This is a genomic window from Bryocella elongata (assembly GCF_900108185.1).
In the GTDB taxonomy this organism is placed as follows: Bacteria; Acidobacteriota; Terriglobia; order Terriglobales; family Acidobacteriaceae; genus Granulicella; species Granulicella elongata.
In genome coordinates this window covers 118,834-144,131 of record NZ_FNVA01000001.1, presented here as the reverse complement: position 1 = coordinate 144,131, position 25,298 = coordinate 118,834, and the positions used below count along the sequence as shown (strand labels likewise).

At 64.1% G+C, this 25,298-nt stretch carries 20 protein-coding genes; 11 read left to right on the top strand and 9 right to left on the bottom strand.

Going from position 1 to position 25,298, the window contains the following annotated elements:
* The first annotated feature begins 21 nt into the window (after window positions 1–21).
* The 3 genes from C4S68_RS00610 to C4S68_RS00600 all read left to right on the top strand — a co-directional run bounded on the left by C4S68_RS00610 (window position 22) and on the right by C4S68_RS00600 (window position 5,549).
* Complete coding sequence (locus C4S68_RS00610) at window positions 22–1,479, top strand: M24 family metallopeptidase (RefSeq protein ID WP_103931110.1); 1,458 nt, start codon at window positions 22–24, stop codon at window positions 1,477–1,479.
* A 160-nt stretch (window positions 1,480–1,639) separates the two neighbouring features.
* The gene (locus tag C4S68_RS00605; protein WP_103931109.1) at window positions 1,640–4,018 is read left to right on the top strand and encodes a sensor histidine kinase; all 2,379 of its coding nucleotides are present in this window, start codon (window positions 1,640–1,642) and stop codon (window positions 4,016–4,018) included.
* Between the two features lie 133 nt (window positions 4,019–4,151).
* Window positions 4,152–5,549 (top strand): sigma-54-dependent transcriptional regulator, encoded by a 1,398-nt coding sequence (locus C4S68_RS00600; protein ID WP_103931108.1) that lies wholly within the window; start codon window positions 4,152–4,154, stop codon window positions 5,547–5,549.
* Window positions 5,550–5,698: 149 nt separating this feature from the next.
* On the opposite strand, the gene C4S68_RS00595 is transcribed toward C4S68_RS00600, so the two are convergent.
* A complete protein-coding gene (locus tag C4S68_RS00595; protein ID WP_103931107.1) occupies window positions 5,699–6,349 on the bottom strand; it encodes a hypothetical protein in 651 nt (216 codons plus the stop codon).
* A gap of 124 nt (window positions 6,350–6,473) precedes the next feature.
* On the opposite strand from C4S68_RS00595, the gene C4S68_RS00590 reads away from it, so the two are divergent.
* From C4S68_RS00590 to C4S68_RS00585, 3 genes are all read left to right on the top strand, one after another.
* The gene (locus tag C4S68_RS00590; protein WP_103931106.1) at window positions 6,474–7,856 is read left to right on the top strand and encodes an amidohydrolase; all 1,383 of its coding nucleotides are present in this window, start codon (window positions 6,474–6,476) and stop codon (window positions 7,854–7,856) included.
* Window positions 7,857–8,035: 179 nt separating this feature from the next.
* Window positions 8,036–8,212 carry a hypothetical protein gene (locus C4S68_RS23075; RefSeq protein ID WP_160114934.1) on the top strand — a complete coding sequence of 59 codons (177 nt, stop codon included), beginning with the start codon at window positions 8,036–8,038 and terminating at the stop codon, window positions 8,210–8,212.
* A 52-nt stretch (window positions 8,213–8,264) separates the two neighbouring features.
* Window positions 8,265–9,260, top strand: a complete 996-nt coding sequence (locus C4S68_RS00585) for an epimerase (protein WP_103931105.1) — start codon at window positions 8,265–8,267, stop codon at window positions 9,258–9,260.
* Between the two features lie 8 nt (window positions 9,261–9,268).
* On the opposite strand, the gene C4S68_RS00580 is transcribed toward C4S68_RS00585, so the two are convergent.
* The 5 genes from C4S68_RS00580 to C4S68_RS00560 form a co-directional block, all read right to left on the bottom strand.
* Window positions 9,269–9,805 carry a GNAT family N-acetyltransferase gene (locus C4S68_RS00580; protein WP_103931104.1) on the bottom strand — a complete coding sequence of 179 codons (537 nt, stop codon included), beginning with the start codon at window positions 9,803–9,805 and terminating at the stop codon, window positions 9,269–9,271.
* A 23-nt stretch (window positions 9,806–9,828) separates the two neighbouring features.
* Window positions 9,829–11,007, bottom strand: a complete 1,179-nt coding sequence (gene era, locus C4S68_RS00575) for a GTPase Era (RefSeq protein ID WP_103931103.1) — start codon at window positions 11,005–11,007, stop codon at window positions 9,829–9,831.
* Window positions 11,008–11,171: 164 nt separating this feature from the next.
* A complete protein-coding gene (locus tag C4S68_RS00570) occupies window positions 11,172–12,563 on the bottom strand; it encodes a hemolysin family protein (RefSeq protein WP_103931102.1) in 1,392 nt (463 codons plus the stop codon).
* Window positions 12,560–13,225: an rRNA maturation RNase YbeY gene (gene ybeY, locus C4S68_RS00565; protein WP_103931101.1), complete on the bottom strand. Its 666-nt coding sequence runs from the start codon at window positions 13,223–13,225 to the stop codon at window positions 12,560–12,562. Before ybeY ends, C4S68_RS00570 begins: the two co-directional genes overlap by 4 nt.
* Window positions 13,226–13,325: 100 nt before the next feature.
* Window positions 13,326–14,366, bottom strand: coding sequence for a PhoH family protein (locus tag C4S68_RS00560; protein ID WP_103931100.1), 1,041 nt, complete (start codon window positions 14,364–14,366; stop codon window positions 13,326–13,328).
* Window positions 14,367–14,894: 528 nt separating this feature from the next.
* Here C4S68_RS00560 and C4S68_RS00555 point away from each other — a divergent pair.
* Window positions 14,895–15,236, top strand: coding sequence for a hypothetical protein (locus C4S68_RS00555; RefSeq protein ID WP_146071961.1), 342 nt, complete (start codon window positions 14,895–14,897; stop codon window positions 15,234–15,236).
* 149 nt (window positions 15,237–15,385) lie between these two features.
* Here C4S68_RS00555 and C4S68_RS00550 read toward each other — a convergent pair whose 3' ends face one another.
* On the bottom strand, window positions 15,386–16,315 hold the full coding sequence (locus C4S68_RS00550) for a hypothetical protein (protein WP_160114933.1): 930 nt from the start codon (window positions 16,313–16,315) through the stop codon (window positions 15,386–15,388).
* 181 nt (window positions 16,316–16,496) lie between these two features.
* Between C4S68_RS00550 and rpsT the strand changes: the two genes are divergently transcribed.
* Window positions 16,497–16,766 carry a 30S ribosomal protein S20 gene (rpsT, locus tag C4S68_RS00545; RefSeq protein ID WP_103931097.1) on the top strand — a complete coding sequence of 90 codons (270 nt, stop codon included), beginning with the start codon at window positions 16,497–16,499 and terminating at the stop codon, window positions 16,764–16,766.
* A gap of 204 nt (window positions 16,767–16,970) precedes the next feature.
* Here the strand turns inward: rpsT and C4S68_RS00540 are convergent, their stop codons facing one another.
* Window positions 16,971–18,581, bottom strand: coding sequence for a hypothetical protein (locus tag C4S68_RS00540; protein ID WP_146071960.1), 1,611 nt, complete (start codon window positions 18,579–18,581; stop codon window positions 16,971–16,973).
* A gap of 107 nt (window positions 18,582–18,688) precedes the next feature.
* On the opposite strand from C4S68_RS00540, the gene C4S68_RS00535 reads away from it, so the two are divergent.
* Window positions 18,689–20,824: a M13 family metallopeptidase gene (locus tag C4S68_RS00535; RefSeq protein ID WP_103931095.1), complete on the top strand. Its 2,136-nt coding sequence runs from the start codon at window positions 18,689–18,691 to the stop codon at window positions 20,822–20,824.
* 135 nt (window positions 20,825–20,959) lie between these two features.
* On the opposite strand, the gene C4S68_RS00530 is transcribed toward C4S68_RS00535, so the two are convergent.
* Window positions 20,960–22,654 (bottom strand): DHA2 family efflux MFS transporter permease subunit, encoded by a 1,695-nt coding sequence (locus tag C4S68_RS00530; protein WP_146071959.1) that lies wholly within the window; start codon window positions 22,652–22,654, stop codon window positions 20,960–20,962.
* A gap of 114 nt (window positions 22,655–22,768) precedes the next feature.
* Here C4S68_RS00530 and C4S68_RS00525 point away from each other — a divergent pair, with 114 nt between their 5' ends.
* Both C4S68_RS00525 and C4S68_RS00520 read left to right on the top strand, forming a co-directional pair.
* Window positions 22,769–23,389 carry a TetR/AcrR family transcriptional regulator gene (locus C4S68_RS00525; protein ID WP_160114932.1) on the top strand — a complete coding sequence of 207 codons (621 nt, stop codon included), beginning with the start codon at window positions 22,769–22,771 and terminating at the stop codon, window positions 23,387–23,389.
* 98 nt (window positions 23,390–23,487) lie between these two features.
* Entirely contained in the window at window positions 23,488–25,254 is a 1,767-nt protein-coding gene (locus C4S68_RS00520) for an NHL repeat-containing protein (protein WP_103931093.1), read from the top strand.
* Window positions 25,255–25,298: the final 44 nt, after the last annotated feature.

Here is a 25,298-nt window from a genome sequence, read left to right as displayed (position 1 = left end):
ACTACGACCTACAATCCACCCATGCTGACGCGCCGCCGCTTCCTGGTCACCGCCGCAACGGCCCCCGCTCTCTCGCTCTACGCGCAGGACGCCCCCACAAAGCCCGAAGCAGCGAAGCCCGCCGACGCCGTCCCCGCAAAGCCCGAGGCCGCCTGCGAGCCCGATCTCCCACCCTCCCTGCTAGACCTCAAGGACCGACGCGCCGACATCAAGCCCATCCGCGTCACCGAGCGTGACGATCGCCTCGACCTCGCCCGCGCGCTCATGAAGCAGTACGGCCTCGACGCCATCGTCCTCACCACCGGAGCGTCCCTCAAGTACTTCACCGGCCTCGATTGGGAGCAGTCCGACCGCTTCTTCGCCTGGATCCTTCCGCAGTCCGCCGCGCCCTTCGTCATCGCTCCCCAGATCGACAATGAGTGGCTCAATGACGCCATCATGCAGCCCCGCGCCTCCGATGGCCAGCTGGAGTCCATCCTGCCCGAGCGCCAGACCACCAACTTCTATCTCTGGGCCGAAAAAGACGATCCCTACGCCACCTTCCTGCGCGTCCTGGGCGAGTTCAACCTCACCTCCGCCACCCTCGGCGTCGACGAGCACACCGCCTTCGGCTTCGTCGCAGGCATCGGCCACGCCTGCCCGGGCGTCAAGCTCGTCTCCGCCACGCCCGTCACCGCCGGCTGCCGCAGCGTCAAGTCGCCGGCTGAGATCGAGCTCCTTCGCCTCGCCAGCCACATCGCCTTCGATGTCTTCAAGGCCGCCTACCTCGCCTGCCAGGCGGGAGACACCACCCAGCGCTTCGAGCAGCTCGTCCAGCGCGGCTACGAGCGTTCCGGGGTCCACGGCATCATCAGCTGCAAGGCCGGCGCCGACGCCGCAGACTCCCACCCCGGCAACAAGAGCCAGACCTTCCGCGACGCTGAACTCATCGTCGTCAGTGGTGGTTGCGCCGTCGATGGTTACTGGTCCTCCATCACCCGCACCTTCGTCTTCGGCAAGCCCACCGAGGCCCAGCGGGCGCTCTTCGACGCCGTCCACAACGCCCAGTCCGCGGCCCTCGGCGCCGCCGGCCCCGGCGTTCCCATGGACATCCCCGACAAGGCAGCCCGCCAGGTCTTCCGCGACGCCAAATTCGGCGGCGGCTACGAGCTCTTCACCCACCGCCTCGGCCACGGCGTCGGCCTCGACAAACACGAGTGGCCCTACCTCGTCGAAGCCAACCAGCAGAAGATGATGGCCGGCATGGTCTTCTCCAACGGCCCGGCCCTGTACTCCCGTGGCCACTACGGCATCCGCCTCGAAGACGAGATCGTCATCTCCGACCACGGCGCCGAGCTCTTCCTCTGGCAGAGCCCCAGCCTCCAGGATCCCTTCGCCATCCCCGCCGTCCTGCCCCAGAAGAAGGACACCGCCGCACCCGACGCCCAGCCAGCCGACACCAAGCCCGCCGCGGCTCCCGCAACACCTCCGAAGCTCTAGCCGCAGCCCTTCACGCTGTTCCGCTGTTCTGCTCCTCAGCTGTTCTGCAACGCCGGAATGCGCTCCATCGGTCCTGCTAACCGCGAAGCGGCTAACGGCAAAGCCGCTACCGCGAAGCGCTCACGGCGCAGCCGCTGCCTTCCCGCGTACACTCTCTCCCATGGGCATTCGCCTCCGAGGCCGTCTGGGCGTCATCGTCACACTCGGCGTGTGCGCCCTCATGCTGTTCCTGGCCCTGGGCACGCTGAACGCCTTCAACCTGCCGTTCCTCAATCCAGCGTCCCCCACCCAGACGCTCGTCTTCATCACGCTCTCGGTCCTGGCGTTCCTGCTCTTCGTTGCGGTGCTGGTGCTGCTGGTCCGCAACGTCCTCAAGCTCTACGCGGACCAGCGCAGCCGCATCCTCGGCACCCGTCTCCGCACCCGCATGCTCTGGGGAGCCGTCCTCGTCTCCCTCGCTCCACTCGTCTTCATGGTCGCCTTCAGCTATCTGCTGATGAACCGCGCCATCGACCGCTGGTTCTCCCAGCCCGTCACGCAGATGCGCGACGACTCCACCCGCCTCGCTGAAGAACTCTTCCACTACACCGCCGCCAACGCCCGCTCCGAGTCCGACTCCATCGCGCTCGAGCTCTCGGACGTCCCCATGCCGGCCGGTGCCCCAGCAAGACCGCAGCAGTTCGAGCGCGTGCGCTCCGTGCTCACCCGCCATGAGCTCACCCTCCAGGGCGGCTTCGCCATCATCTTTCACGATGACAGGCCCCTCGCCTCCATCCGGGTCCCTGACGTCCGCGGCGGCATCGTCCACATCCGCGCCCTCACTCCCCTCTCCCCCGCAACCGACGACAGCGCGCCCGCACCCGAGCCCACCATTCCGTTCCACGGCACCCCGGAGCAGACCCTTCTCGACGCCGCGCGCCGTGCCGACGACCCCTTCTACACCATCGGCGGCACGGACTTTACCCTCGCCACGGCCGGACTCAAGCAGGGCGGCATCGTCGTCGTCGGACTTCCCATCCCCAGCGGCATCACCGCCACCACCCGCGAGATGCGCACCGCCTCCAGCAACTACTGGACCACCTTCCGCGAGCGCCGCGCCATCCGCAGCCTCTTCCTGATGATGCTGCTCCTCATCACCGGCCTCGCGCTCTTCGCCTGCTGCTGGCTCGCCCTCAACCTCGCCAAACAGGTCACCAAACCCGTCGAGTCCCTCGCCGACGCCATGGAAGCCATCGCCAGCGGCGACTACGCGCACCGCGTTCCCGCATCCGCCACCGACGAGCTCGGCGAGCTGACCGCCAGCTTCAACGCCATGGCCTCCGACCTCGAAACCGCGCATCATCTGGCCGAGCACTCCACCGCGCAGCTCTCAGGCCTCAACGCCAAGCTCGAGCAGCGGCGCAACGAGCTCGAGACCATCGTCGACACCATCCCCAACGGTGTCGTCACGCTCTCCGCCGGTGGACGAATCCTCGTCGCCAACCGTGCCTTCTCCGAGATGCTCGACCCCGGCGGACAGAAGCACTTCGTCGGCCTCACCCTGGCGCAGGTCCTTCCCGCTGAGATCGCCGAAACCATCGACCGGATCATGCGCCGCGCCCACCGCATGGGTTCCGCCTCGGCCGCCATGGAGATGCAATCCGCGACTGGCATGCTGCACCTCTCCGCAACCGTCGCCCTGCTCGAACAAGGTGCCTCCGCCTCGCAGGCCACCCACGAAGAGCTGGGCTACGTCCTCGTCCTCGAAGATGCCACCGAACTCCTCCGCGCCCAGAAGCAGAGCGCCTGGAAGGAAGTCGCCCGCCGTGTCGCCCACGAGATCAAGAATCCCCTCACGCCCATCTCGCTCAACGCCGAGCTCATCCAGCGCCACGTCGGCCGCCTCAATACGCTGCTCTCAGAGCACCAGGTCGAGTCCCCCTCGCCCGCCGTCATTCAGCGCGGTTCCGAAATCATCTCCTCGTCCGTCCAGACCATGCGCTCCCTCGTCGACCAGTTCTCCGCTCTCGCCGAGTTCCCCACCGCGCGCCCCAAGCCTGCCGACCTCAACAACATCGTCGAGAACTCCCTGGCCCTCTTCGCCGGCCGCCTAAGCCACATCCGCGTGCGCCTCACGCTGGCGCCGCACCTGCCGCTCATCATGGCCGATCCCGAAGCCCTCAAGCGTGCGCTCTCCAACCTCATCGACAACGCCGCCGAGGCCATGCAGGACTCCCTGCTCCGCGAGCTCGAAATCTCCTCCCGCCATCTCGACTCCGGAATGATCGAACTCTCCATCGCCGACACCGGCCCCGGCCTCACCGACGACATGCGCGAGCGCCTCTTCCTGCCCTACTTCTCCACCAAGGAACGCGGCACCGGACTCGGCCTCTCCATCGCCGCCAAGATCATCCAGGAACACCAGGGCACCATCCGCGCCGAAAAGAACGTCCCCGCCGGAGCCCGCTTCATCCTCGAACTCAAACCCGCGCCCCCCACCGAAGACAACGACCCCTCCACCGCATCCAACATCCCGGAACCCGCCCACCAAATCCATTAGCCCACGGGCCATCTGGCGACTGGCAAACTGGCAAACTGGCATCTGGCATCTGGCATCTGGCAACTCATAACTCGCAACCGTCTTTGCACTTCGCTGTTCCGCTGTTCCGCTATTCCGCTGTTCCGCTGCCTTTATGACCCACATCCTCATCGTCGACGACGAAGCTGACATCCGCGACTCCCTCGAAGCCATCCTGCGCGAAGAGGACTACACCATCACCACGGCCGGCACCGCGGGCGAAGCTCTCGAGCTCACCCGCGATGTCGACTTCGACGCCGTCCTCCTCGATATCTGGCTGCCCGACATGGATGGCCTCGACGTCCTCGCCCGTATCCGCGGCGACGCTACCGAGCCCCGCGCCAACGCCCCCGAAGTCATCATGATCTCCGGCCACGGCACCATCGAGGCCGCCGTACGTGCCACCAAGCTCGGCGCCTTCGACTTCCTCGAAAAGCCGCTCTCCCTCGACCGCACGCTCCTCGTCCTCCGCAACGCCGTGCAGCAGCGCCGCCTCCGCGACGAGAACCTCGAGTTCTCCCGCCAACTCACGGTGCAGAGCCGCATCACCGGCGAGAGCGTCCCCATCAAGGCCCTCCGCCAGCAGATCGGCCTCATGGCCCCCACCAACGGCCGCGTGCTCATCTTCGGCGAGTCCGGCACCGGCAAGGAGCTCATCGCGCGCAGCATTCATGCCGAGTCGCTGCGCCGCGACCGCGTCTTCGTCGAGCTCAACTGCGCCGCCATCCCCGAGGACTTCATCGAGGCCGAGCTCTTCGGCTACCGCCACGGCGCCGGTCCCACCTACGGCGGACGCAACGCCAACCAGCCTTACGAAAAACGCGGCACCTTCGAGCGCGCCAACGGCGGCACCCTCTTCCTCGACGAAGTCGGCGACATGAGCCTCAAGACCCAGGCCAAGGTCCTCCGCGCGTTAGACGAACAGCGCTTCTACCCCGTCGGCGCTTCGACTCCCGTCCACATCGACGCCCGCGTCATCGCCGCCACCAACAAAGACCTCGAAGAGGAGATCGCCCGCGGCAACTTCCGCGAAGATCTCTTCTATCGCCTCAACGTCATCCCCTTCTTCGTCCCGCCCCTGCGCGACCGCAAGGAAGACATCCCGCTCCTCGCGCGCGAGTTCCTCCTCGAGTTCGGCCAGCAGTACGGCCGCCCCCGCGTCGAGATCTCCGAAGCCGCCCTCACTCAGCTCAAGCAGTACCGCTGGCCCGGCAACGTCCGCGAGCTGCGCAACGTCATCGAACGCGTCCTCATCCTCAACCCCAAGGTGCAGCGCATCGAAGCCAAGCACCTGCCCATGCTCGTGCAGCGCACCGACTCCGGCCCCGCCCGCGGCGCATCCGCCGAGCCCACCACTCTCCAGCAGGCCCGCGAAGCCTACGAACGCGACTACATCCTCAAGGAACTCGACCGCTGCGGCGGCAACGTCACCCGCGCCGCCGAGTCCCTAGGCCTCGAACGCTCCCACCTCTACCGCAAGATGAAAACCCTCGGCATCAACGTCGGCGAGTAGCGGCGCATCGCAGTTACCTCTGCATGCCTTGTCATTCCCGCAGGGAATCTGCGTCCAATCCCGGCAGCGCCGCGGCCGATGCGTACATGCTTCACTATGAGTCTGCGGCAGGAAAGGACCCCGTAATACCGCATATGCAAGCTCCATTCTCAGCAAGACGGGAGAAGGTCCCCCACCGCGTCCTTGTATTGAAGCCCGAACTCCCTCAAAGGATTCGGTTCGTCGTATGGGATCACATGGCGCGTTGTCATAACTTTAGTCTTCACGAGTGCATTGCGATCACTGTCGTAACGGTAGATCGTCAGCCGAATACGATCGTCGAAGCGCTCTGATCTGGCATGTTGCCAATGAGCCAGCCCAGGTCCCAGGCCATCCCCCAACTCGCCCCAGTAGTACCGACCTTCGGGATAATCGCCTCGAAATGGCGCCGGAGTCAGCAGCTTGATCTTTCCAGCGCGTACGCCGATCAACGCAACCGAGACGTTGCAGTAGTCTGCACGGCCTGATCCGGAGACTCCCAGAATGATCTCGGAGTCTGCCTCTGGGCCGGCCAACACCCTAAATTTTGTCAGCGCGGGTCTTGATGCATAGTCCGCGTGATTCCGCCAGGCCGGAAATCGCACGACCTTCCTCATCCGGTGTTCAGCATCGCGCACCTCGATGCGAGGAAAGCCATTTGCGGGAGAAACGGCCCGCACTTCAGCGTCACGAATGCCGGGTAGATTGGTCACAGCGACCTGCTGCGCCAGGCCCGGCGTCGCGGCAAGAGTGACGACAAGGACCACCAGCGGAAGGTTCATAGTCCAAGATAGTATCCGAGGCCGCTGAGACCGACCAACTCCGCCTCTGGATCGCTGTCTTGAAGACGACTGATGCTTCGCTGATACTCTGACACAAACCAACTCCAATTTCTAAGAGGCCTACATGCGTCTCCAACAAGCCCTTTTCGCCGGCCTTCTCTTCACACCCGCGACGATCATTTCCGCTTACGCGCAGGACGTCGTCACCTTCGCGCACACCGAGAACCCTGGCCTCGTCGATATCTACAAGGACCTCCACTCGCACCCTGAGCTCTCCCACTACGAAGAACGCACCTCCGGCATCCTCGCCAAAGACCTCCGCGACGCCGGCTACACCGTCACCGAGCGCGTCGGCAAGTACCCCGATGGCTCGCAGGCCTACGGCGTCGTCGGCATCATGAAGAACGGCCCCGGCCCCACGCTGCTCATCCGCGGCGACATGGACGCCCTCCCCGTCACCGAAGAGACCGGCCTGCCCTACGCCTCGCACGTCGTCACCAAGACCGTCAGCGGACAGAACGCCGGCCAGAGCACCGGCGTCATGCACGCCTGCGGTCATGACGTCCACGTCACGGTACTCATCGGTACCGCGCGCGCCCTCGCTTCCATGAGGTCCAAATGGCACGGCACCATCATGATCGTCGGCCAGCCCTCCGAAGAGACCATCGACGGCGCCAAGGCCATGCTCGCCGACGGCCTCTACCAGCGCTTCGGCAAACCCGACTTCGTCATCGGCCTGCATGACACCAACGCCCTGCCCGCCGGCAAGGTCGGCTTCGTCCCCGGCGACACCCTCGCCGCCTCCACCTCCATCGACGTCGTCATCAAGGGCATCGGCGGCCACGGCTCCGCGCCCAACGTCGGCAAAGACCCCGTCACCCTCGCTGCCTACTTCATCACCCAGATGCAGACCATCGTCAGCCGCGAGGAAGATCCCCAGGACCCCACCGTCGTCACCGTCGGCGACATCCACGGCGGCACCAAGCGCAACATCATCCCCAACGAAGTGAAGCTCGAGCTCACCGTCCGCACCTTCAGTGCGAAGGCCCTCCAGACCGTCATCACCGGCCTCAACCAGATGGCCGCCGGCATCACCACCTCCGCCGGCCTGCCGCCCGAAAAGGCCGCCACCGTCACAGTGCTCGACAACGAGTCCACCCCCGTCCTCTACAACGACCCCGCCCTCATGGGCCGCATGGGAGGGAAGCTCACTGAAGTACTCGGCAAAGCCAACGTCATCGAGTCCACCCGCGTCATGGGCTCAGAAGACGTAGGCGTCTTCGGCCTCGGCTTCAAGCCCGCCGTAGCCGGCCAGCCCCCCGCCCAGGAGATCCCCGTAGCCTTCCTTTGGCTAGGCGCCATGGACCCCGCCAAGTTCGCCGCCGCCCAGAAAGCCGGCATCCCCCTGCCCGGCCCCCACACCAGCAAGTTCGAACCCCTGCCCACCCCCACCCTCGAGGTCGGCGTAACAGCCCTAACCACCGAAGCCCTGACGCTACTGCAGTAACGAGCACTTCCTTCTATGCCCCCTCATCCTCAATGGCAGAAAGGGATGCGCACATAACTACCAGCCGGGTTCCCATCCGCGACAGCTCTACCATCACGGATGGGAACCTCAGCCGCACGTAAACCCATCCGACCTGGCGTCACACTCCACCCCGCGCTAAACTCTCACGCAGGGAAACCATGGCGACTCACCCCATTCCGCAGAGCTCCAACGACGCCGAACCCGCGCTGACACACGATGCCTGGTGGGAGCTCTTCGACCGCCTTCGTCTTGAGCAGCAACGCGACTACGCTCCCCTCGGAGGTCCCGTCGCCATCTTCCGCGCCGAGCACGACGCCGATTCCGACGCGCTTTGATGCTCAACGCATTCCATAGTCTTTCCCTCGCAGGATCGCGAGAGAATGACATATGCGCATCCTCCTCCCCGGCGGCTCCGGCCAGGTCGGCACCATCCTCGCCAGGCACCTCCACTCGCGCGGCCACGACGTAGTCGTCCTCTCCCGCAACGCCGCCGCCCACACCGGCAACCTCTGGACCACGCTCCCCTGGGACGGCCGCACCCCCGGCGACTGGGTCGACGAGCTCCATCGCTCCGACGCCGTCATCCACCTCTCCGGCCGCAGCGTGAACTGCCGCTACACCCCAGAGAACCGCAAGGCCATCTTCGACTCCCGCATCGAGCCCACGCTGCTCCTCGGCCGACTCATCGCCGACTCGCCCACCCCGCCGAAGCTCTGGCTCAACGCCTCCACCAGCACCTTCTATCGCGACACCCGCGGCGCTGCGAACGATGAATTCACCGGCATCCTCGGCGACCTCCCCTCGCATCGCGGCACCAATGAGCCCGCCAATCTCCCCGAGACCTGGTCCTTCTCCATCGACGTCGCGCACCGCTGGGAGGCAGCACTCGCCGCCATCGACACGCCCCGCACAAAGAAGATCCGCCTCCGCAGCTCCATGGTGATGAGCCCCGATGCCGGTGGCGTCTTCAGCGTGCTCTCAGGCCTCGTCCGCCGTGGCCTCGGAGGCACGCTGGGCCCAGGCACGCAGTACGTCTCGTGGATCCACGACTTCGACCTATGCCGCGCCATCGAGCTCCTGCTCGCAGAGCCAGAGATCACCAATGCCACCGCGGGCGTCGTCAATCTCACGGCACCCGATCCCTTGCCTAACCGCGAGTTCATGGCCGAGCTGCGCAAGGCATGGAAGCAGCCCATCGGCCTTCCCGCCGCCAGCTGGATGCTCGCCATCGGCGCAGTCGCCATGCGCACGGAGACCGAGCTGCTGCTCAAGTCGCGCCGCGTCGTCCCGGGTCTGCTGCTCCGCGATGGCTTTGAGTTCCTCTTCCCCGATTGGTCTTCCGCCGCAGCGAACCTAGTCGCCCGTTCCCGTTCCGCGCGCTAAGCCCAGCCTCAAGCCTGCAAGGTATCCGTTCGCGTCCTGCGGTACCGGACGGTACCATCCTCATCGCCCTGCCCCACATAGCACATCCCGGCACGCTCCATCACCTTGATGGACTCCGGCAGGCGATGGTACGTCTGCGCGCTCACAGACTCCACCTGCTCCCGCGTAAGCAGCATGTCGATCAGCGCCCGTGCCGCTTCGGTCGCCAGCCCGCGCCGCTGATACCCCGGCAGCGTGGAATAGCCGATCTCCACATCCCCGGCTTCCTTGGGGAAGCCACCAATGCAGCCCACCAGCGTCCGCCGGAACAGGCCTTCCCGCAGCACCATGTAACGGTGCCAGTCGGCGGCGTGCGGCTCGTCCTCAATCTGTTTGCGGATGAACTCAAGTACATGCGGCGCCCAGTCCTCCGGGGGCCACTCATGGGTCACGCGCGCGCCCAGCAGATCGCCTAGCGAAGCATCACTGCGAGCATCCGCCTCGAGCATCTCCACGCTGATCGCAACAAGCTCAAGCCGCTTTGTGCGGACGGTGTTCGTGGGCAACTTCCATCGCCTCAGCAACAGCTCTACTCCTCTTCAACGTCGCTGTCATTCTCGGTCCCGTATTCGTCTGTGCCTTCGCTCTCATCCTGCTCGTCGAACTCATCCAGCTTAACCCCGGCCGCTGCCGCCGCCAGCGACCGGTCCAGCTGCTGCTTCTCCGCGATCTGTTCCAGCTGCCGCCGCCAGTCCAGGTTCTCCACGAAGCTGCGCGAGGTACGCCACTCATCCTGCACCTTCACAAACAGCTCCAGGAAGACGCGCGTGCCCAGCAGACCCTCAATCTCCTTACGGGCCGACGTGCCAATTTGTTTCAGCATCGCGCCCTGCTTGCCGATCAGGATCGCCTTCTGCCCGTTCCGCTCGCAGTAGATCGCCGCGTTGATCTTTGTCACCGGCAGCTTGCCGTCCTTGCCCTTCTTGCGCGTGTCAGGCTCTTCAAAGCTCTCGATCACCACCGCCGTCGCGTAAGGAACCTCTTCGCCGGTCAGCATCAGGATCTTCTCGCGAATGATCTCCGCGACAAGGAAGCGTTCCGGCTGATCCGTCAACTGGTCCTTCGGGAAGTAGCGCTGCCCCTCCGGCAGCAGCCGCACCACCTTATCCAGCAGCAGCTCCAGGCCTTCCTTCTTCTTCGCCGAGATCGGAATGACCTCCGCAAAGTTATGCTTCGCCGACCAGTGCGCAATAATCGGCAGCAGCGCCGCCCTGGGCACCTCGTCGATCTTGTTCAGCGCCAGCACCACCGGCCCTTCGAGCCGCGAGATCACCTTCAGCGCGAAGTCATCCTCCGCGCGAGACATCGCACGCTTCTGCATGCCCACCGTCCGCACCGTCCTGCCCTCGGCATCGGTGCGCGGAGCCTCTTCCTCATGAATGCGGTGCGTCGCGTCGACCATGAAGACCACGACGTCGCGCGTCTCCAGCGCGTCATGAACCTCCTGCATCATCCGCTTGTCCAGCTGCGTCTCCGGCTTGTGCACGCCCGGCGTATCCACCAGGATCACCTGCGCCGCCGGCCGGCCCGGGTCGCCCTTCGCCTTCTTGCGCACAGCAAGCTCCAGCACGCCCTGGATGCGTGTCCGGGTCGTCTGGGGCTTGTGCGTGACGATCGCCAGCTTCTGCCCCAGCAGAGCGTTCAACAGGGTCGACTTGCCCGCATTCGGGCGACCCACGATCGAAACAAATCCACTACGTAATGCCATTTCTCTATGATGACACCGAAAAGACAGCTGCTAGCTTCCAGCTTCTCGCTTCCAGCCCAAAACCCGCCGCTAACAACTCGAAACCCGCAGCTGAGAGCCCGGAACTCGATCGTCATACTTTGGCCTCAGCTAGAAGCTGGGAGCTAACAGCTAGAAGCTAGCCCCTACTCCGGCTCACTCTCGTTCAACGCGCTCAGCGCCACGCGCACCCGCTCCACCGTCCGGTCGGTCGACGCAACCACCTCCAGCCGCAGCGGGCCATCCTCCACCACCTCGCCCGGCAGCGGGATATGCCCCGCGATCTCGCTCACCAGGCCGCCCACCGTCGTCGCGTCGTACGGGTCCAGAACCTGTGCCAGCAGCTGTTCGGCACTCAGCTGCGACGAAGGTTCATCCTCCTCGCGTTCCTGGTCCTCGTCCGCAAGTGGCGGATCGTCTCCATCGCCCAGAATCGCGGCCTTCGCAGGCTCTTCCCGCTCTGAAAACAGCTCCCGCAAGCGGTCGACCTCGAAGTCCCCGGGCACCAGCCACGTGCCTTCGGGCTCCTCGATCGGCTGCGTCTCGCTCGTATCGTGCTCATCCTCAATGTTCCCGACGATGGCCTCGAGCAGATCCTCAATCGTCACCAGCCCCGCCACGCCGCCATACTCGTCGATCACAATCGACATGTGCTGCTTCTGGCGCTGCATCTCGCGCAGCAGCTCGTTCACCTTCTTCGTCTCAGGAACAAACACCGTCGGCTTCTGCAGCGTCGCTACCGTGCGTCTCCTGGCATCCTCGTCCCGCACAGCAAGCAGATCGCGCGCAAACGCCACCCCGGTAATGTGATCGATCGACTCCGCATAGACCGGCACGCGCGAAAATCCATTCTCGTTCACCTCGGCCGTGAACTCCTCGAGCGTCATCGTGCCCGGCACAGCCAGCATCGCCGGCCGCGCCACCATCACCTCGCGCACCACCTTGTCGCCAAACTCCACCACCGACCGCACCAATTCGCGATCGCTCTCTTCGAGGATGCCCTCTTCCTCACCGGCCTCCAGCAGAGCGTCCATCGCTTCACTCGGATGCTCCGGCTCCTGCGCCTCAGGCTCAGCCAGCCCCACAATCGAAAGCAGCAGCCCGATCGTCAGCGTAATCGGCAGCACCAGGTAGAACAGCCCCTGCACCATCCACGCGATCCGGACAATCCATTGCCCCCGCGTGCGCGTGAAGAACAGCTCCGGTATCACCCGGTCGAAGATCAGGATCGTCAGCAGAAGCTCGAAGACGGTGCGCCCAATCGACGCCGCGCTGTGACCAATCGTCCCCCGCAGACGGAGCGCCAGCACAAACGCCAGCGCCACCATCGCAATCTGGCGCAGCAGACTCGCCGAGATCGCAGCCGAATCGCGGCCGATCATCAGCTTCGGTTCGACCCTCCGCTCCCACGCGTCGATGTTCTCCTCATACTCGCGCGAGAGAAACTTGCCCATCTCGAAGTACATGCGATCGATGTACGAGGCCAGCGCCAGCACCCAAAGCAAAGCGAACAGACCACACTGAAGGACCCAGCTCATACCGTCCTCCGCGCACGCGTGGCCTTCTTCACAGCCTTGGGAACGGCTCTCTTCACCACTGGCATCTGGCGAACTGGAGTCTGGCGAACTCGAGCTCGACCCGCCGCCCGCACACTGTCGTCTTTCTTGCTTGTCATTCCCGAAGGGAATCCGCGTCTCTTAGCAGAACCCGCTGACGGGCCAGACTTCTTCCGCGGCTCCTCCACCCGGGCAATCAGCCCCACCGGCAGCTTCAACGCCGCCCGCAGCTCCGCCTCGCGTGCCGCCATCTCGCCCTTGTCTACCTCATGGTCCATCCCGGAGAGGTGCAGCAACCCGTGCAGCATCAGGATGCGAACCTCATCCTCGACGCCATGCCCGAAGGCCTTCGCCTGCCGCGCCGCCGTCTGCAGCGAGATCGCCAGATCGCCCGCCCGCTGCTCGAAGATCTCCTCCGGCGAGCGAAAGCTGAGCACATCGGTCGCCTTGTCCTTGCCGCGAAACTCGCGGTTCAGCCGCTTCAGCGCCGCATCGCCCGCCAGCAGCACATCCACCTCGCCCGCCAGCCCCACAGCCTTGCGCGCGCGGGTAAAGAACCTCGCCAGCGCCACGCGCGACATCCCCGTCCCATCCCACGGATCGGCCAAAGCTTGCTGTCGTCGCGGAAGGTCGAGCAGGATCATGCGTTTCGATGCTACCAAGAACGCAGCAGAACGGCGTAAGAGCAGAACAGCAGAACAGTCCTGAATCGCTGTTCTGCTGTTCTGCTCCTCTGCTGTTCCGCTATTGCTTCAAAGCCCGCTTCACCGGCCGCTCTGTCCCCATCACCATCGAGTGCTCTCCCGCAGCTCCATCCAGCTGCAACGGCATCTGCTCCTCGCGATGATGTGTCTCGTACGCCCGCACGATCCGCTGCACCAGTTGATGCCGCACCACGTCCACATCCTCGAAGTGGCAGAACTTGATGCCCTCCACGTTATCCAGCACCCGCAGAGCCTCCAGCAGACCGCTCTTCTTGGGGTTCGGCAGGTCGATCTGCGTCAGATCGCCCGTGATCACCGCACGCGAACCGTTGCCGAGTCGCGTCAGGAACATCTTCATCTGCTCGCCGGTCGTGTTCTGCGCCTCATCCATGATGATGAACGCCTCATTCAGCGTGCGCCCGCGCATAAACGCCAGCGGCGCCACCTCGATCACATTCGTCTCCAGCCACTTGTCCACCTTCATCGGGTCGACCAGGTCATACAGCGCGTCATACAGCGGACGAAGGTACGGATCCACCTTCTCCTGCAGCGATCCCGGCAGGAACCCAAGCCGCTCCCCCGCCTCAACCGCCGGACGCACCAGGATGATCCGCGACACCTTCTTCGCCAGCAGTGAACTCACCGCCATCGCCACCGCGAGGTACGTCTTGCCGGTACCCGCCGGCCCCATCCCGAAGACCATGTCGTTCTGCTCGATGGCCTCGATATACTTGCGCTGGTTCGGCGTCTTTGGCTGGACCACCCGCTTCACACCAATCGCCCGCTGCTTGCCGCTGTCGATGAGGCCCCGCAGAGTCACCCCAGGATCAGCAACAACCATCTTCAGCAACGCGTTCAGCTCTCCATTGTGTGGATGGACCCCGCCGCGCCGAAGCGCTTCGAAGTCGGTAAAGATGCGCTCCACCCGGGCTACGGCCTCGGGTTCTCCCAGGACATGGATGGAGTCAGATCGAAGATCGATCTGAACGCCCAGGCTGTCTTCCATCAGACGAAGGTTCTCGTCGCGTGTGCCGTAGAGCGGCTCAATTCCGGGCGTGAGTTGTAGCGCTTTTTTCACCAAGTAAGGACCTGACCTCCGTCAGAGGACCACGTGGAGTTAGACACATCTATCGGGAATTCGATGCCTGACGTTGGGCCCGCGCGCTTCACGCTTCTCCGCATTCGTCCTGTTGCGGGTCGCGCTGGCGCCGGATTGGCCATGAGCATCAAGGTTGGGTTGCCGAAACTCTAGCCCCGCAGCATGACGGCGTCAAGAGAGCCCGGTGCAAAAGAGGATCAAAATCAGGTCAACTCCCGGAGAAACCGGCAGAACAGCGGAACAGCAGAATAGCGGAACAGCGGAACAGCGAATAGCGAATAGCGAATAGCTTCAAGAGAATCGCTGAATGCCAACGGCCGCAAGCAAATAGCGGAATCCAAACCCGCCGCCGTGCCCGCTCCTTCCGATGCGGTCAGCTGTTCTGCTGTTCCGCTATTCCGCTGTTCCGCTGTTCCGCTGTTCCGCTGTTCCGCTGTTCCGCTGTTCCGCTGTTCCGCTATTCTGCTGTTCCGCTGTTCCGCTGTTCAGCTGTTCAGCTATTCTGCTGCCTTGCTGGACCTGCTCAAAGCCGCCTTCACCGCCGGAACGATCGTCGCGATCTACCGCGTCGGCGTGGCCGCGTTCTTCACCCCGGCCACCCGCTGGGAGGACCGCGTCCTCGCAAGCCTCATCCGGCTGTCTTTGGCTTTCTGCATCGCCCTCGCAGGTGGCGTGCTCTTCGTCTGGCCCTCGCGCCGAAATCCCGACCGCGGCAAGCCCTTCCTCACCGCACTCCCCGTCCAGATGCTTCTCTGGGCCAGCGTCCTGATGACCATCCTCTTCGTCGCCAGCCTCTACCTCACCTGCGGCGAGAACGGCTGGGCCCACCCCAACTGCCTCAACTGCAGCTAGCTTGTATCGACATATTCCAAACCATCAAAGGATGTGTCATTTCGACCGGAGCGGGACAGTCTCATCGTCCCGCGCAGTGGAGAAACCTGCATCTCCGCTGGAGCCTGCAAATCGCAGCCTCGGGCCTGACCCGCTGACCCGCTGACTAGCTAATTCGCCGGATAAATCAACCCGAACCGAGCATGCGCCGTCAGGTCCAGGATCACGATGCTGTCGTGAAACAGCGCATTCCCCAGCACACCATCCGCCTGAAAGATATCCGTGTAGTCCCGCTCGCGGTCCACCGCCGTCGCCACCTCGGGATGCTCATACACATGGTTCGCCACCGTCAGGTCCCCGCTCAGCGGAGCCGTCACGTAGTCCACCGAACCTCCCGCGAGCTGCGAACGAAAGTGCCCGGTCGCCTCCTTGGGATCGCTCTTCCCCGTCGCCGTCTTCCATGGCTCCACATCCATCACCAGCGCATCACCGCTCGCACCCGTGTCGTACACCAGCCGGTTCGAGCGCTTGCCGTTCACATCCGCGCGTACGAAAAACTTCCCATGCCGCACCTCGGCGTTGCTCCACTGCGCCGCATGCACCACGTTCACCGGCAGATCCGCCCGTTCCACCAGGCACACCCTGCGGCGCGGGAAGTCGATCACCAACACCTTCCCCACCATCGGATCCAGCCCGATCACACCCTGCACCTCGGTGTCCGGCACCGCAGTCTGCGCATACGCCACCACCGACGGCAGCGTCGCCCCGGCAAACTGCAGGTCCGTCATCCGCACACCCTGCGCCAGCGGCTTCCACTCCGGATGAGACCGCCCACCATACACCGCCACTTCATCCGACCCCGTATCCAGCTGATAGACAAAGGGCTTGCCATCAATCGTCACCGGCACCAGCATCTTCGCCTGCGGACGCGACGGGCCGTCGGCACCCCAGAGAAATGGGCTGCACGTCAGCGCATCGGTCAGCGGAGCATCCGGCTTCGGCGCCTTAGCTGGCTTGGGCTGAGTCTTGGCGGCATCCTGGGCAAAACCCACGGAACCACTCAACAGGGCGAACATGGCGACGAACATGCGAAGACGCATGGCCGGATTGTAGCCGCGAATCACCGTCGTTTGACCCCTATCCTTCGAAGCCCTAGAATAGAAAGTGCAGAGGAGCGGCTAGCACTGCGTCCTGACGCACGATTCGGCGCGTCCGCAACAGCCACCAGTCTGCATCCCCTTTCTCCGACAACCGGCAGAAAAGAAAAGAAGGTAATCCCGCATGGCAAATCATGTGTCCTCCCTCAAGCGCGCCCGCCAGACCGTCCGCAAGACCGGTGTCAACCGCGCCAACAAGTCCAAGCTCCGCACCGCTCTCCGCTCCATGCGCGATGCCCTCACCGCCGGCGATAAGACCACGCTGAACGAGACCTACCGCAAGACCGTCTCGGCCCTCGACAAGAGCGTGCAGAAGGGTGTCATCCACAAGAACACCGCGAGCCGCTACAAGAGCCGCCTCAACGCCCGCGTCAAGGCCGTCGTCAAGGCATAAGCGCACCGTTCCCTGAAACATCAGAGGCCAGCCTTCGGGCTGGCCTTTTTGTTTGCGGTTGCATTGCGTCGTCATCCTGAGCTGAAGCAGGGTGCAGCATAGCCGCGCCATGCGCAGTTGAAGGACCCCGAAGCTCTCCAGCCCACGCCCATTCAGCCACCACCAGGCGTCCGGCCACAAAACAAACGCCGGCCCGCAGCCACCTCAGTGCGGCAGATCCCCGGAACTCCCGTCATCCGCAGGCTGCGGGTTCGCCTTCCCGAACTCCGGCTTCTCCCCCGGCTTCATCAGCGTCGGAGCTACCCTGCGCGCCACGGGCTGCTGGGCAGGAGCAGCCACCGCAGCGGACTCCGTCCGATCCGCCTTGCTGGCCTGAGCTGGTCTCGCAGCAGCATCCGCAGCCTTCGCCGCCGCACTCCCTCCTCCCGGACCCTCCAAACTCGCCGTCTCCACCGCCGCCGGCAGCCGGATCGGCCCTGCGTTCACCACCGGCGGCGCGGACTTCGCCGCCATCGCCATGTCGGCACGGTCCTGCTTGTCAGGCTCCGGCAGCTTGTACACCACCAGCGCGCGATCCCGAACCCCTACCGCCAGCGAACCATCCCGCGACAGGTCGAAGTTCTCCGCCGACTTGAACGCCGGAAACAGATCCACCTTCAGCAGCATGTCCCCGCTCTCGGTCTGATACACCCGCAGCTCCTGCCGATCCACCGGCGCGTCCGTACCGCTCGTGATCGAGCCCGGAGCCGAGTCCAGGTGACGCAACACCGCAAACCGCCCCGCTTCGGGCGCCGTCGCATAGACCGGATCGTCCATGCCGCTCAGCGGCTCCTCCCATGCCTCGTGGCCGTCGAAGGCATACGCCTTCAGCACCGTCGCGTCGTTCACGCCCCGGCAAGTCAGCGCCAGGAACTCGCTCGGGCTCACCATCTGCAGCTGCGGATCGCACGTCGATTCCACCTCTGCGGCCTTGATCGGCTTCCCTCCAAACGGAACGAAGTTCACCGGCCAACGCCGGTCCCGTCCCGGCGGCTCTGCATAAAGCGCTCCATCCCCGGTCAACGGAAGAAACAGCGGCCGCGGCGTCAGCACGCGCCCTGAAAGCTCCATCGAAAACTTCGGGTTATCTCCCGAGCCCCGCAACCGGTAAAACTCCACCAGCATCGTCACCGGAACATTCCCCGGAGGCGCGTCGCCCCATTCTTCGTTCGCCCGCTTCACCCGAACCCGACTCTCCACCGTGATCACGTTCTGGTCCGGTGAAACCAGCAGCAGCGACGGCTTCTGAAACGCCTTGATCTGCGCCCGTGAAAACGGCTGCCCCGAAGCCAGGTGCGCCATCGGTTCGATCGCGTAGAACTCCCAGCCCGTCCGGATCACAAACCGCCCCCGGCCAAGGTTCCACAGATACCGCTCGTGGTCGTGGGCCTGCCACTCTTCCTTCGCAATCACTTTCCCGCTCGGCAGCTCGACGATCTCCATCGCCACGATGCGGTCCTGGTCGTCCTTCGGATCGTTCTCCAGCCGCCGCACCAGGCCATGCGTGCCGTACGTCACCAGCAGGTGCGTGTCGTCGAGAAAGTGCACCGTCAGCATCGACGCGCCCGCGTTCAGCTGCGCCGGCGACACCCCGTTCACGCCGATGGACTCCAGCGGAACCCGCGTCGCCACCACCGCCTGGCGATCCGCCGCCTGTATCTCCTGAGCCCCAAACACGATCCCGAGCACCGCTCCCAGCAGCGCCGCACGCTGCACGAGGAACTCCCACCCGCCAGCGTTCGGCAACCCCAGCCGTCGATCCATTGGAACTCGCATCGCCCTCTCCGCGTACATGTACTCTTGCACAGACAGGCCGTCCCTAGCCACCGCCGCAAAACGCAACCGTGGTGTCGCAGGATGGTCGGATTCATAGGAGTTAGACGATGATTGCTGTCCGCCGTTCCGGCCCCTTTGCCCTGCTCGGCCTCGCCGCAGGCGTGGTGCTCGCCCCCCTTGCGACGCGTCCGGCCGTTGCACAGTCCCCGGCCCCGAAGATCCACGACGAAGCCGCGCCCCCAACCCACTACGTCCCCGGCGCCTCCTTCGATACCTCGGCAATCGACCCCACCGCCGATCCCTGCCAGGACTTCTACAAGTTCGCCTGCGGCAAGTTCGCGGCCAACCACCCCATCCCCGCAGACCAGTCCGGCGTCGACCAGTTCTACGTGCTCTACAACGTCAACAACCAGGAACTCAGCGGCATCCTCGATAAGTTCAAGGAGCCCTCGCCCAACCGCACCGCCAGCGAACAGAAGATCGGCGACTACTACGCCGCCTGCCTCAACACCAAACTCATCGACGAGAAGGGCCTCGCGCCCATCCAGCCCCTGCTCGCCGAGATCGACCGCTCCGGCAAGACCGGCCTCGCCTACCTCACCGGCGAGCTGCAGCGTATCGGCGTCAACGCCTTCTTCGGCTTCGGCCAGCAGCAGGACTTCAAGGACGCCACCAAGCAGGTCGCCACCTTCGACCAGGGTGGCCTCGGCCTCCCCGAGCGCGACTATTACACCCGCACCGGCGACAAGGATAAGCAGATCCGCGACCAGTACGTCGACCACATCGCGAAGATGCTCGTCCTCGCCGGAGTAACCCCGGAGAAGGCCGCGACCGACGCGAAGAACATCCTCACCTTTGAGACCAAGCTCGCTGTAGCCTCGATGACCAACACCGAGCGCCGCGATCCCGTCGCCGTCTACCATCCGCAGACGCTGGCCGAGTTCGAAAGCTCCGTCGCGCCCATGAACGTGAAGCCCTTCTTCGAGGCCATCCACGCTCCCTCTGCGCTGCCCGGCCCCCTCGGTCCGAACTCAATCATCAACGCCAACCCCAAGTTCTTCCCCGCCGCCATCGCTGCCGTGATGCAGGCCGATACCGAAACCCTCCACGCCTACCTCAAATACCAGGTGCTAACCACCTTCGCCGGCCAGCTGCCCCACGCCATCGACGCCGAGAACTTCCACTTCTACGGCACCGTTCTCAATGGCCAGCCCGAACAGCGCTCGCGCGACAAGCGCTGCGCCCAGATGGTCGATAACTCCCTCGGCGAAGCCCTCGGCCAGGTCTACGTCTCGCAGTACTTCGCCGGCGACTCGAAGCCCAAGACCCTTGAGATGGTCCACGACATCGAAGCTGCCATGGACAAGGACATCGACACCCTCGAATGGATGAGCCCCGCCACCCGCGTCAAGGCCAAGGACAAGCTCCATGCCGTCGCCGACAAGATCGGCTATCCCGATCACTGGCGCGACTACTCCAAGCTCGCCGTCTCTCCCACCGACGCGCTCGGCAACACCGAACACGGCACCGCCTTCGAGAACGATCGCCAGCTCGACAAGATCGGCAAGCCCGTCGACAAGCTCGAGTGGGGCATGACCCCGCCTACCGTCAACGCCTACTACAACCCCTCGATGAATGACATCAACTTCCCCGCCGGCATCCTGCAGCCGGTCTTCTTCGACCCCAGGGCGGACCTGGCCGTGAACTACGGGCACGCCGGCGCCGTCATCGGCCACGAACTCACCCACGGCTTCGACGACCAGGGCGCGCAGTTCGATGGCGCAGGCAACCTCCAGGACTGGTGGACCGCGGACGACAAGAAGAACTTCGAAACCCGCACCGGCTGCCTCGTCAACGAGTACGGCGCCTTCACCGCCGTCGGCGAAGGCAAGGATGCCGTCAAGGTCAACGGCAAGCTCACCCTCGGCGAAAACACCGCCGACAACGGTGGCCTGCTGCTCGCCTACATGGCCTACCTCGCCCGCGCGCAGAAGCAAGGCATCGACATCACGAAGAAGATCGACGGCTACACCGGTCCGCAGCGCTTCTACATCGCCTTCGCTCAGAACTGGTGCGAAAACCCGCGGCCCGAACAGGTCCGCGCCCAGGTCCTCACCGACCCCCACTCGCCCGACCACTTCCGCGCCAACGGCGCCATCGTCAACCAGCCCGCCTTCGGCACAGCCTTTGGCTGTAAGAAGAACTCACCCATGACCCCCGACAAAAACTGCCGCGTCTGGTAGCCATCTCTGGAGTCTGGAATCTGGCCAACTGGAATCTGAAATCTGAACCCACACCCAAAGAAAGCCCGGGTCCCACAAAGGACCCGGGCTTTCTTTCTCACCTAACACCTAACAACTAACAACCAACAACCGCCGTCAATGCGCGTCCAGCTCAATATGCTTCGACACCGGCGGCTTCTTCAGAAACAAAATCAGCGGCAGGATCAGCACCATCACACCGCACAACGTCCGGAACTGGTCCATGTAACTCAACAGCAGCGCCTGCTCCTGCAATCGGCTGTAGAGCAGCGCCAGCTGGTTATATCCCTGCTGCCCGTAATGCATCAGCGTATGCGCCTGCCCGCCCACGGCATCTCGGACCAGCGGCGACGTCGGGTCGAGATTCCGCCCCAGCTGCTGCTGATACGCCTGCGACTTACGCTCCAGCATCGTGCTTGAGATCGCAATCCCGATGCTCCCGCCCTCATTCCGCACCAGCGCATACAGCCCTGCAGCCTGCCCGCTCGCTTCCTTGGGCAGGAACCGGAACATGATGGTACTCACCGGTACCGTCGTCAGGCCCACGCCCATCACCTGCAGAATGCGCGGCATGATCATGTCCTTCTCCGCCACCCCCAGGTTCATCGAGCCCATCCAGAACAACGAAATCCCGATAAACGCCAGCCCCACAAAAATCAACTTGCGCGGATCGAAGCCCCGCGTCAGCACATAGCCCACCAGCGGCACCAGCGCCATCGTGAACAAGCCCGCCGGCGACAGCGCAATGCCCGCCGTCGTCGCGTCATAGCCCAGCATCTGCTGCATGAACAACGGCAGCAGGTACGTCGTCGCATACAGCACCGCGTACAGCGTCAGGATGATCAGGCAGCACGTCCGGAAGTTCCGCTCCTTCAGCAGGTGCAGGTTCACCACCGGGTTCTTGTGCCGCCACTCCCACACCACCGCGCCCACCAGCGCCACCGCGGCGATCGTCGCAAAGCACACAATAAAGTTCGAGCCGAACCAGTCAAGCTCCTGGCCCTTATCCAGCACAATCTCCAGCGTCGCGAGACCCAGCGAGATCAGCCCCAGTCCCATGTAGTCGACACGCACCTTGCGCGCCGCCTTCATCTGCTCCTTCAGGTGCGGAGGATCTTCCAGCACCATCCGCGTCAGGAAGAAGCAAAGCACGCCCACCGGAATGTTGATGTAGAAGATCCATCGCCAAGAGTAGTTATCGGTGATCCAACCACCCAGCGTTGGACCCAGCACCGGTGCGATGAGAATCGCAATCGTGTAGAGCGCCATCGCCATCCCGCGCTTCGCCGGAGGAAACGCATCCGCCAGGATCGCCTGCACCGACGGTTGCAACCCACCGCCCGCCAGCCCCTGCAACACGCGAAACAGGATCAGCATCCCCAGCGACGGAGCCAGCCCGCACACCGCGGAGAAGATCGTGAAGAACAGCACACTAGTCAGGTAGAACCGCTTCCGGCCCATCACGCTCGAGATCCATCCGCTGATCGGCAGGATGATCGCATTTGCCACCAGGTAGCTCGTCAGCACCCACGCGCCTTCATCCTGCGACGACGACAGGCTGCCCGCAATGTGCGGCAGCGCCACGTTCGCAATCGAGGTGTCCAGCACCTCCATGAACGTGCCGATCGTCACCACCATCGCGATGATCCACGGATTGAAGACCCGCCGCGGAGCCTCGTACTCGTTGTCGAAGCTCGGGATGTCCTGCGCCAGCGAAGCTTCAGCGCCCCGTGCGCCGGAGCCATCCTCGCGCTGCTCCGCCGCGCCGGCAGAGCCACGCTCTTCCAGCTCCAGATCGTCTTCCACAACCATGCAGTTTCCCCGATTGAACTCATGAGTCCGAAAATTGAACTCGCCAGTCTAGTCATCGGACGCTCTACACTGAGCGTCGGATTCAAAAAGCTCAGGGAGACCCCAGGAACCTCGTTGCCAGCCCCGCCTCAGGTCCGCAAACCCTCGTCACTCAAGGAGTTCCGCCGCTCCGCGATCCTCGACGCCGCCACCCGCGTCTTCGGCGACAAGGGCTACGACGAAACCCGCATGGACGACGTCGCTGCCGCCGCCGCCCTCTCCAAGGCCACCGTCTACGCCTACTTCGATTCCAAGGACGAGATCTTCGTCGCCGCCGTCGAGCGTTGCCTCCAGGAGATTACGGACCTCACCACCCCCCGCGTCGAAGCCGCCACGGACTTCCCTGCGAAGCTCAACGCATTCCTCATCACGCGCCTCTCCTACTGGGGCGACCGCCTCGCGCTCTACCGCGTCATCGTCACCCTCAAGCGCGAGAGTCACAACCTCAAACGCAGCCTCCGCTGGCAACGCCCCACCATCTACTTCCTCATGGTCCTCTTCCAGCACGCCATGCAGGCCGGCGACATCCCCGAGCAGCCCTTCGAACCCGCAGCCTGGGCCCTCATGGATATGATCCGCGGCCTGCTCGAACGCCGCATGGCCCACCCCAACAGCTCCATCGAACAGGAAGCCGCCGAGCTGACCGCCTTCATGCTCCGCGCCCTCGGCTACAAGCGCCCTGCGACAACACCGTGATGTTGAGCGTTCGTCACGACGACGACATACGGACTTCAACCTGGAACCCAACCCATCCGGTATAGGATGTGGGGAAAAGAGATTCCAAGGGACCCGTCATGACGCACCTGCTGAGATTTCAACTTCCCCGTCTTTTCCAGGGATGCGCCGTCGCACTTGCCCTCATCTCCCTGCCTGGGGCCGCGCAGACCAGCTTCGGCTCGATCAACCTCGGCAGCAGCAGTTCAAGTACCGTGACCGTCCTTATCCCGAGCTCTGCCACCCTCAGCAACATCGCTGTTGTCACCCAGGGAGCTTCGGGCCTGGACTTTACCAGCGCCGGAGCCGGAACCTGCGTCGTTGGCACAACCTATGTCGCCGGCGCGACCTGCACGGTCCCCGTGGCGTTCGCACCCAAATTCGTGGGCACCCGTTATGGCGCGGTGGTGCTGTCCAGTTCCAGCGGCGTGGTCGCAACGGCCTACCTCCAGGGCACAGGCGCCGGAACGCAGCCAACTCTAACTTCGAGTGGCCAGATCAACGTTGCGACCGGTATCGGGTTGCCTGAAGCGGTGGCCGTCGACGGAAGCGGCAACGTCTATTTCGCAAACTCCGCTCAGCCATATCAATTGTTCAAAGAAACTCCTTCGCAGGGCAGCTTCGTGCAGAGCGTTGTGCCGACAGGCACCCTGGGAGACCCGTTTGGAGTAGCCGTAGACGGCGCCGGCAACGTCTATGTCGCCGATTGCGACCACTTCCGTGTACTCATGGAGACCCCGGCAAACGGAAGCTACACGGAAACCACCGTCGCCACCTTCCCGCAGGTCGCGGGAGCCGCTCCGATCGGAGTTGCCGTCGATGGGAGCGGAAATGTCTATGTCTCCCTGGGTGCATCCGCAGGCATCGTGTACAAGGAGACCCCATCCGCCACCGGCTACGTGCAGAGCACCGTGGCCACCGGCCTGTCATCCGCCGCGGGTGTCGCTGTGGATGGTGACGGCAACGTCTACGTTGCCGTTGACGTAACCAACGGATGGATCGTGAAGGCCATGCCATCGGGCAGCGGTACTTACTCCCAAAGCATCATCCCCGTGACCGGTTCCGCTGGCACACCCACTGGGGTTGCCGTGGATGGAAGCGGCAACCTTTTCGTCGCCTATACCGATAGCACCAACGTGGTTGGCAGCCCGGTCTTCGACGTCGGCCAGGTCTTCAAGGAGACGCCGTCGGGAAGTACCTACACGCAGAGCACGATCCCCACCACCGGCCTGATCGAGGCGTTCGGGATTGCCGTGGATGCAAGCGGCAATCTCTTCATCGCGGACTACTACAACGGCCGCATCGTGGAGGAGACCTTCACAGCACAGACGACCTCCCCCACCCCCAGCTTCTCCATCGCGGTTGCTCCAGCGTCGATCACCGTAATTCCCGGACAGAGTGTGACAACCACCGTCTCCGTCACGCCCGTCAATGGGTTCAACTCCGCGGTTGCGTTCAGCTGTTCGGGATTGCCCGCCGGAGCTGCGTGCATCTTCTCTCCCGCGACGATCACACCCTCCGGCACCGCCGCTTCCACCACGCTCACCGTCACCACCTTGACGACGACCGTAGACCTTCGCCCCCTGCGCAGCCCGCTCTTCCCAACTGCCATGTGCTTCACCGTCCTGTGCGGATTTGGCTGGCGCAAACGGCGACGGGTACCGGCGCTCCTGCTGTTGTTTGTAGCCGCAGCCGGACTAGGTCTGCTTAGCGGTTGCACCACGCTGAAGTATCCTGCCGGGGCGACCGTCTCCAATCCCGTCGTCCCCAGCACATCGACCATCACCATCACCGGCACGTCAGGGTCACTGCAAAGCACCACAACCTTCGCGCTCACGGTCAACTGACGCCTCCGATTGACTGTGTTGCACCAGGATCTACGTGCGATCCT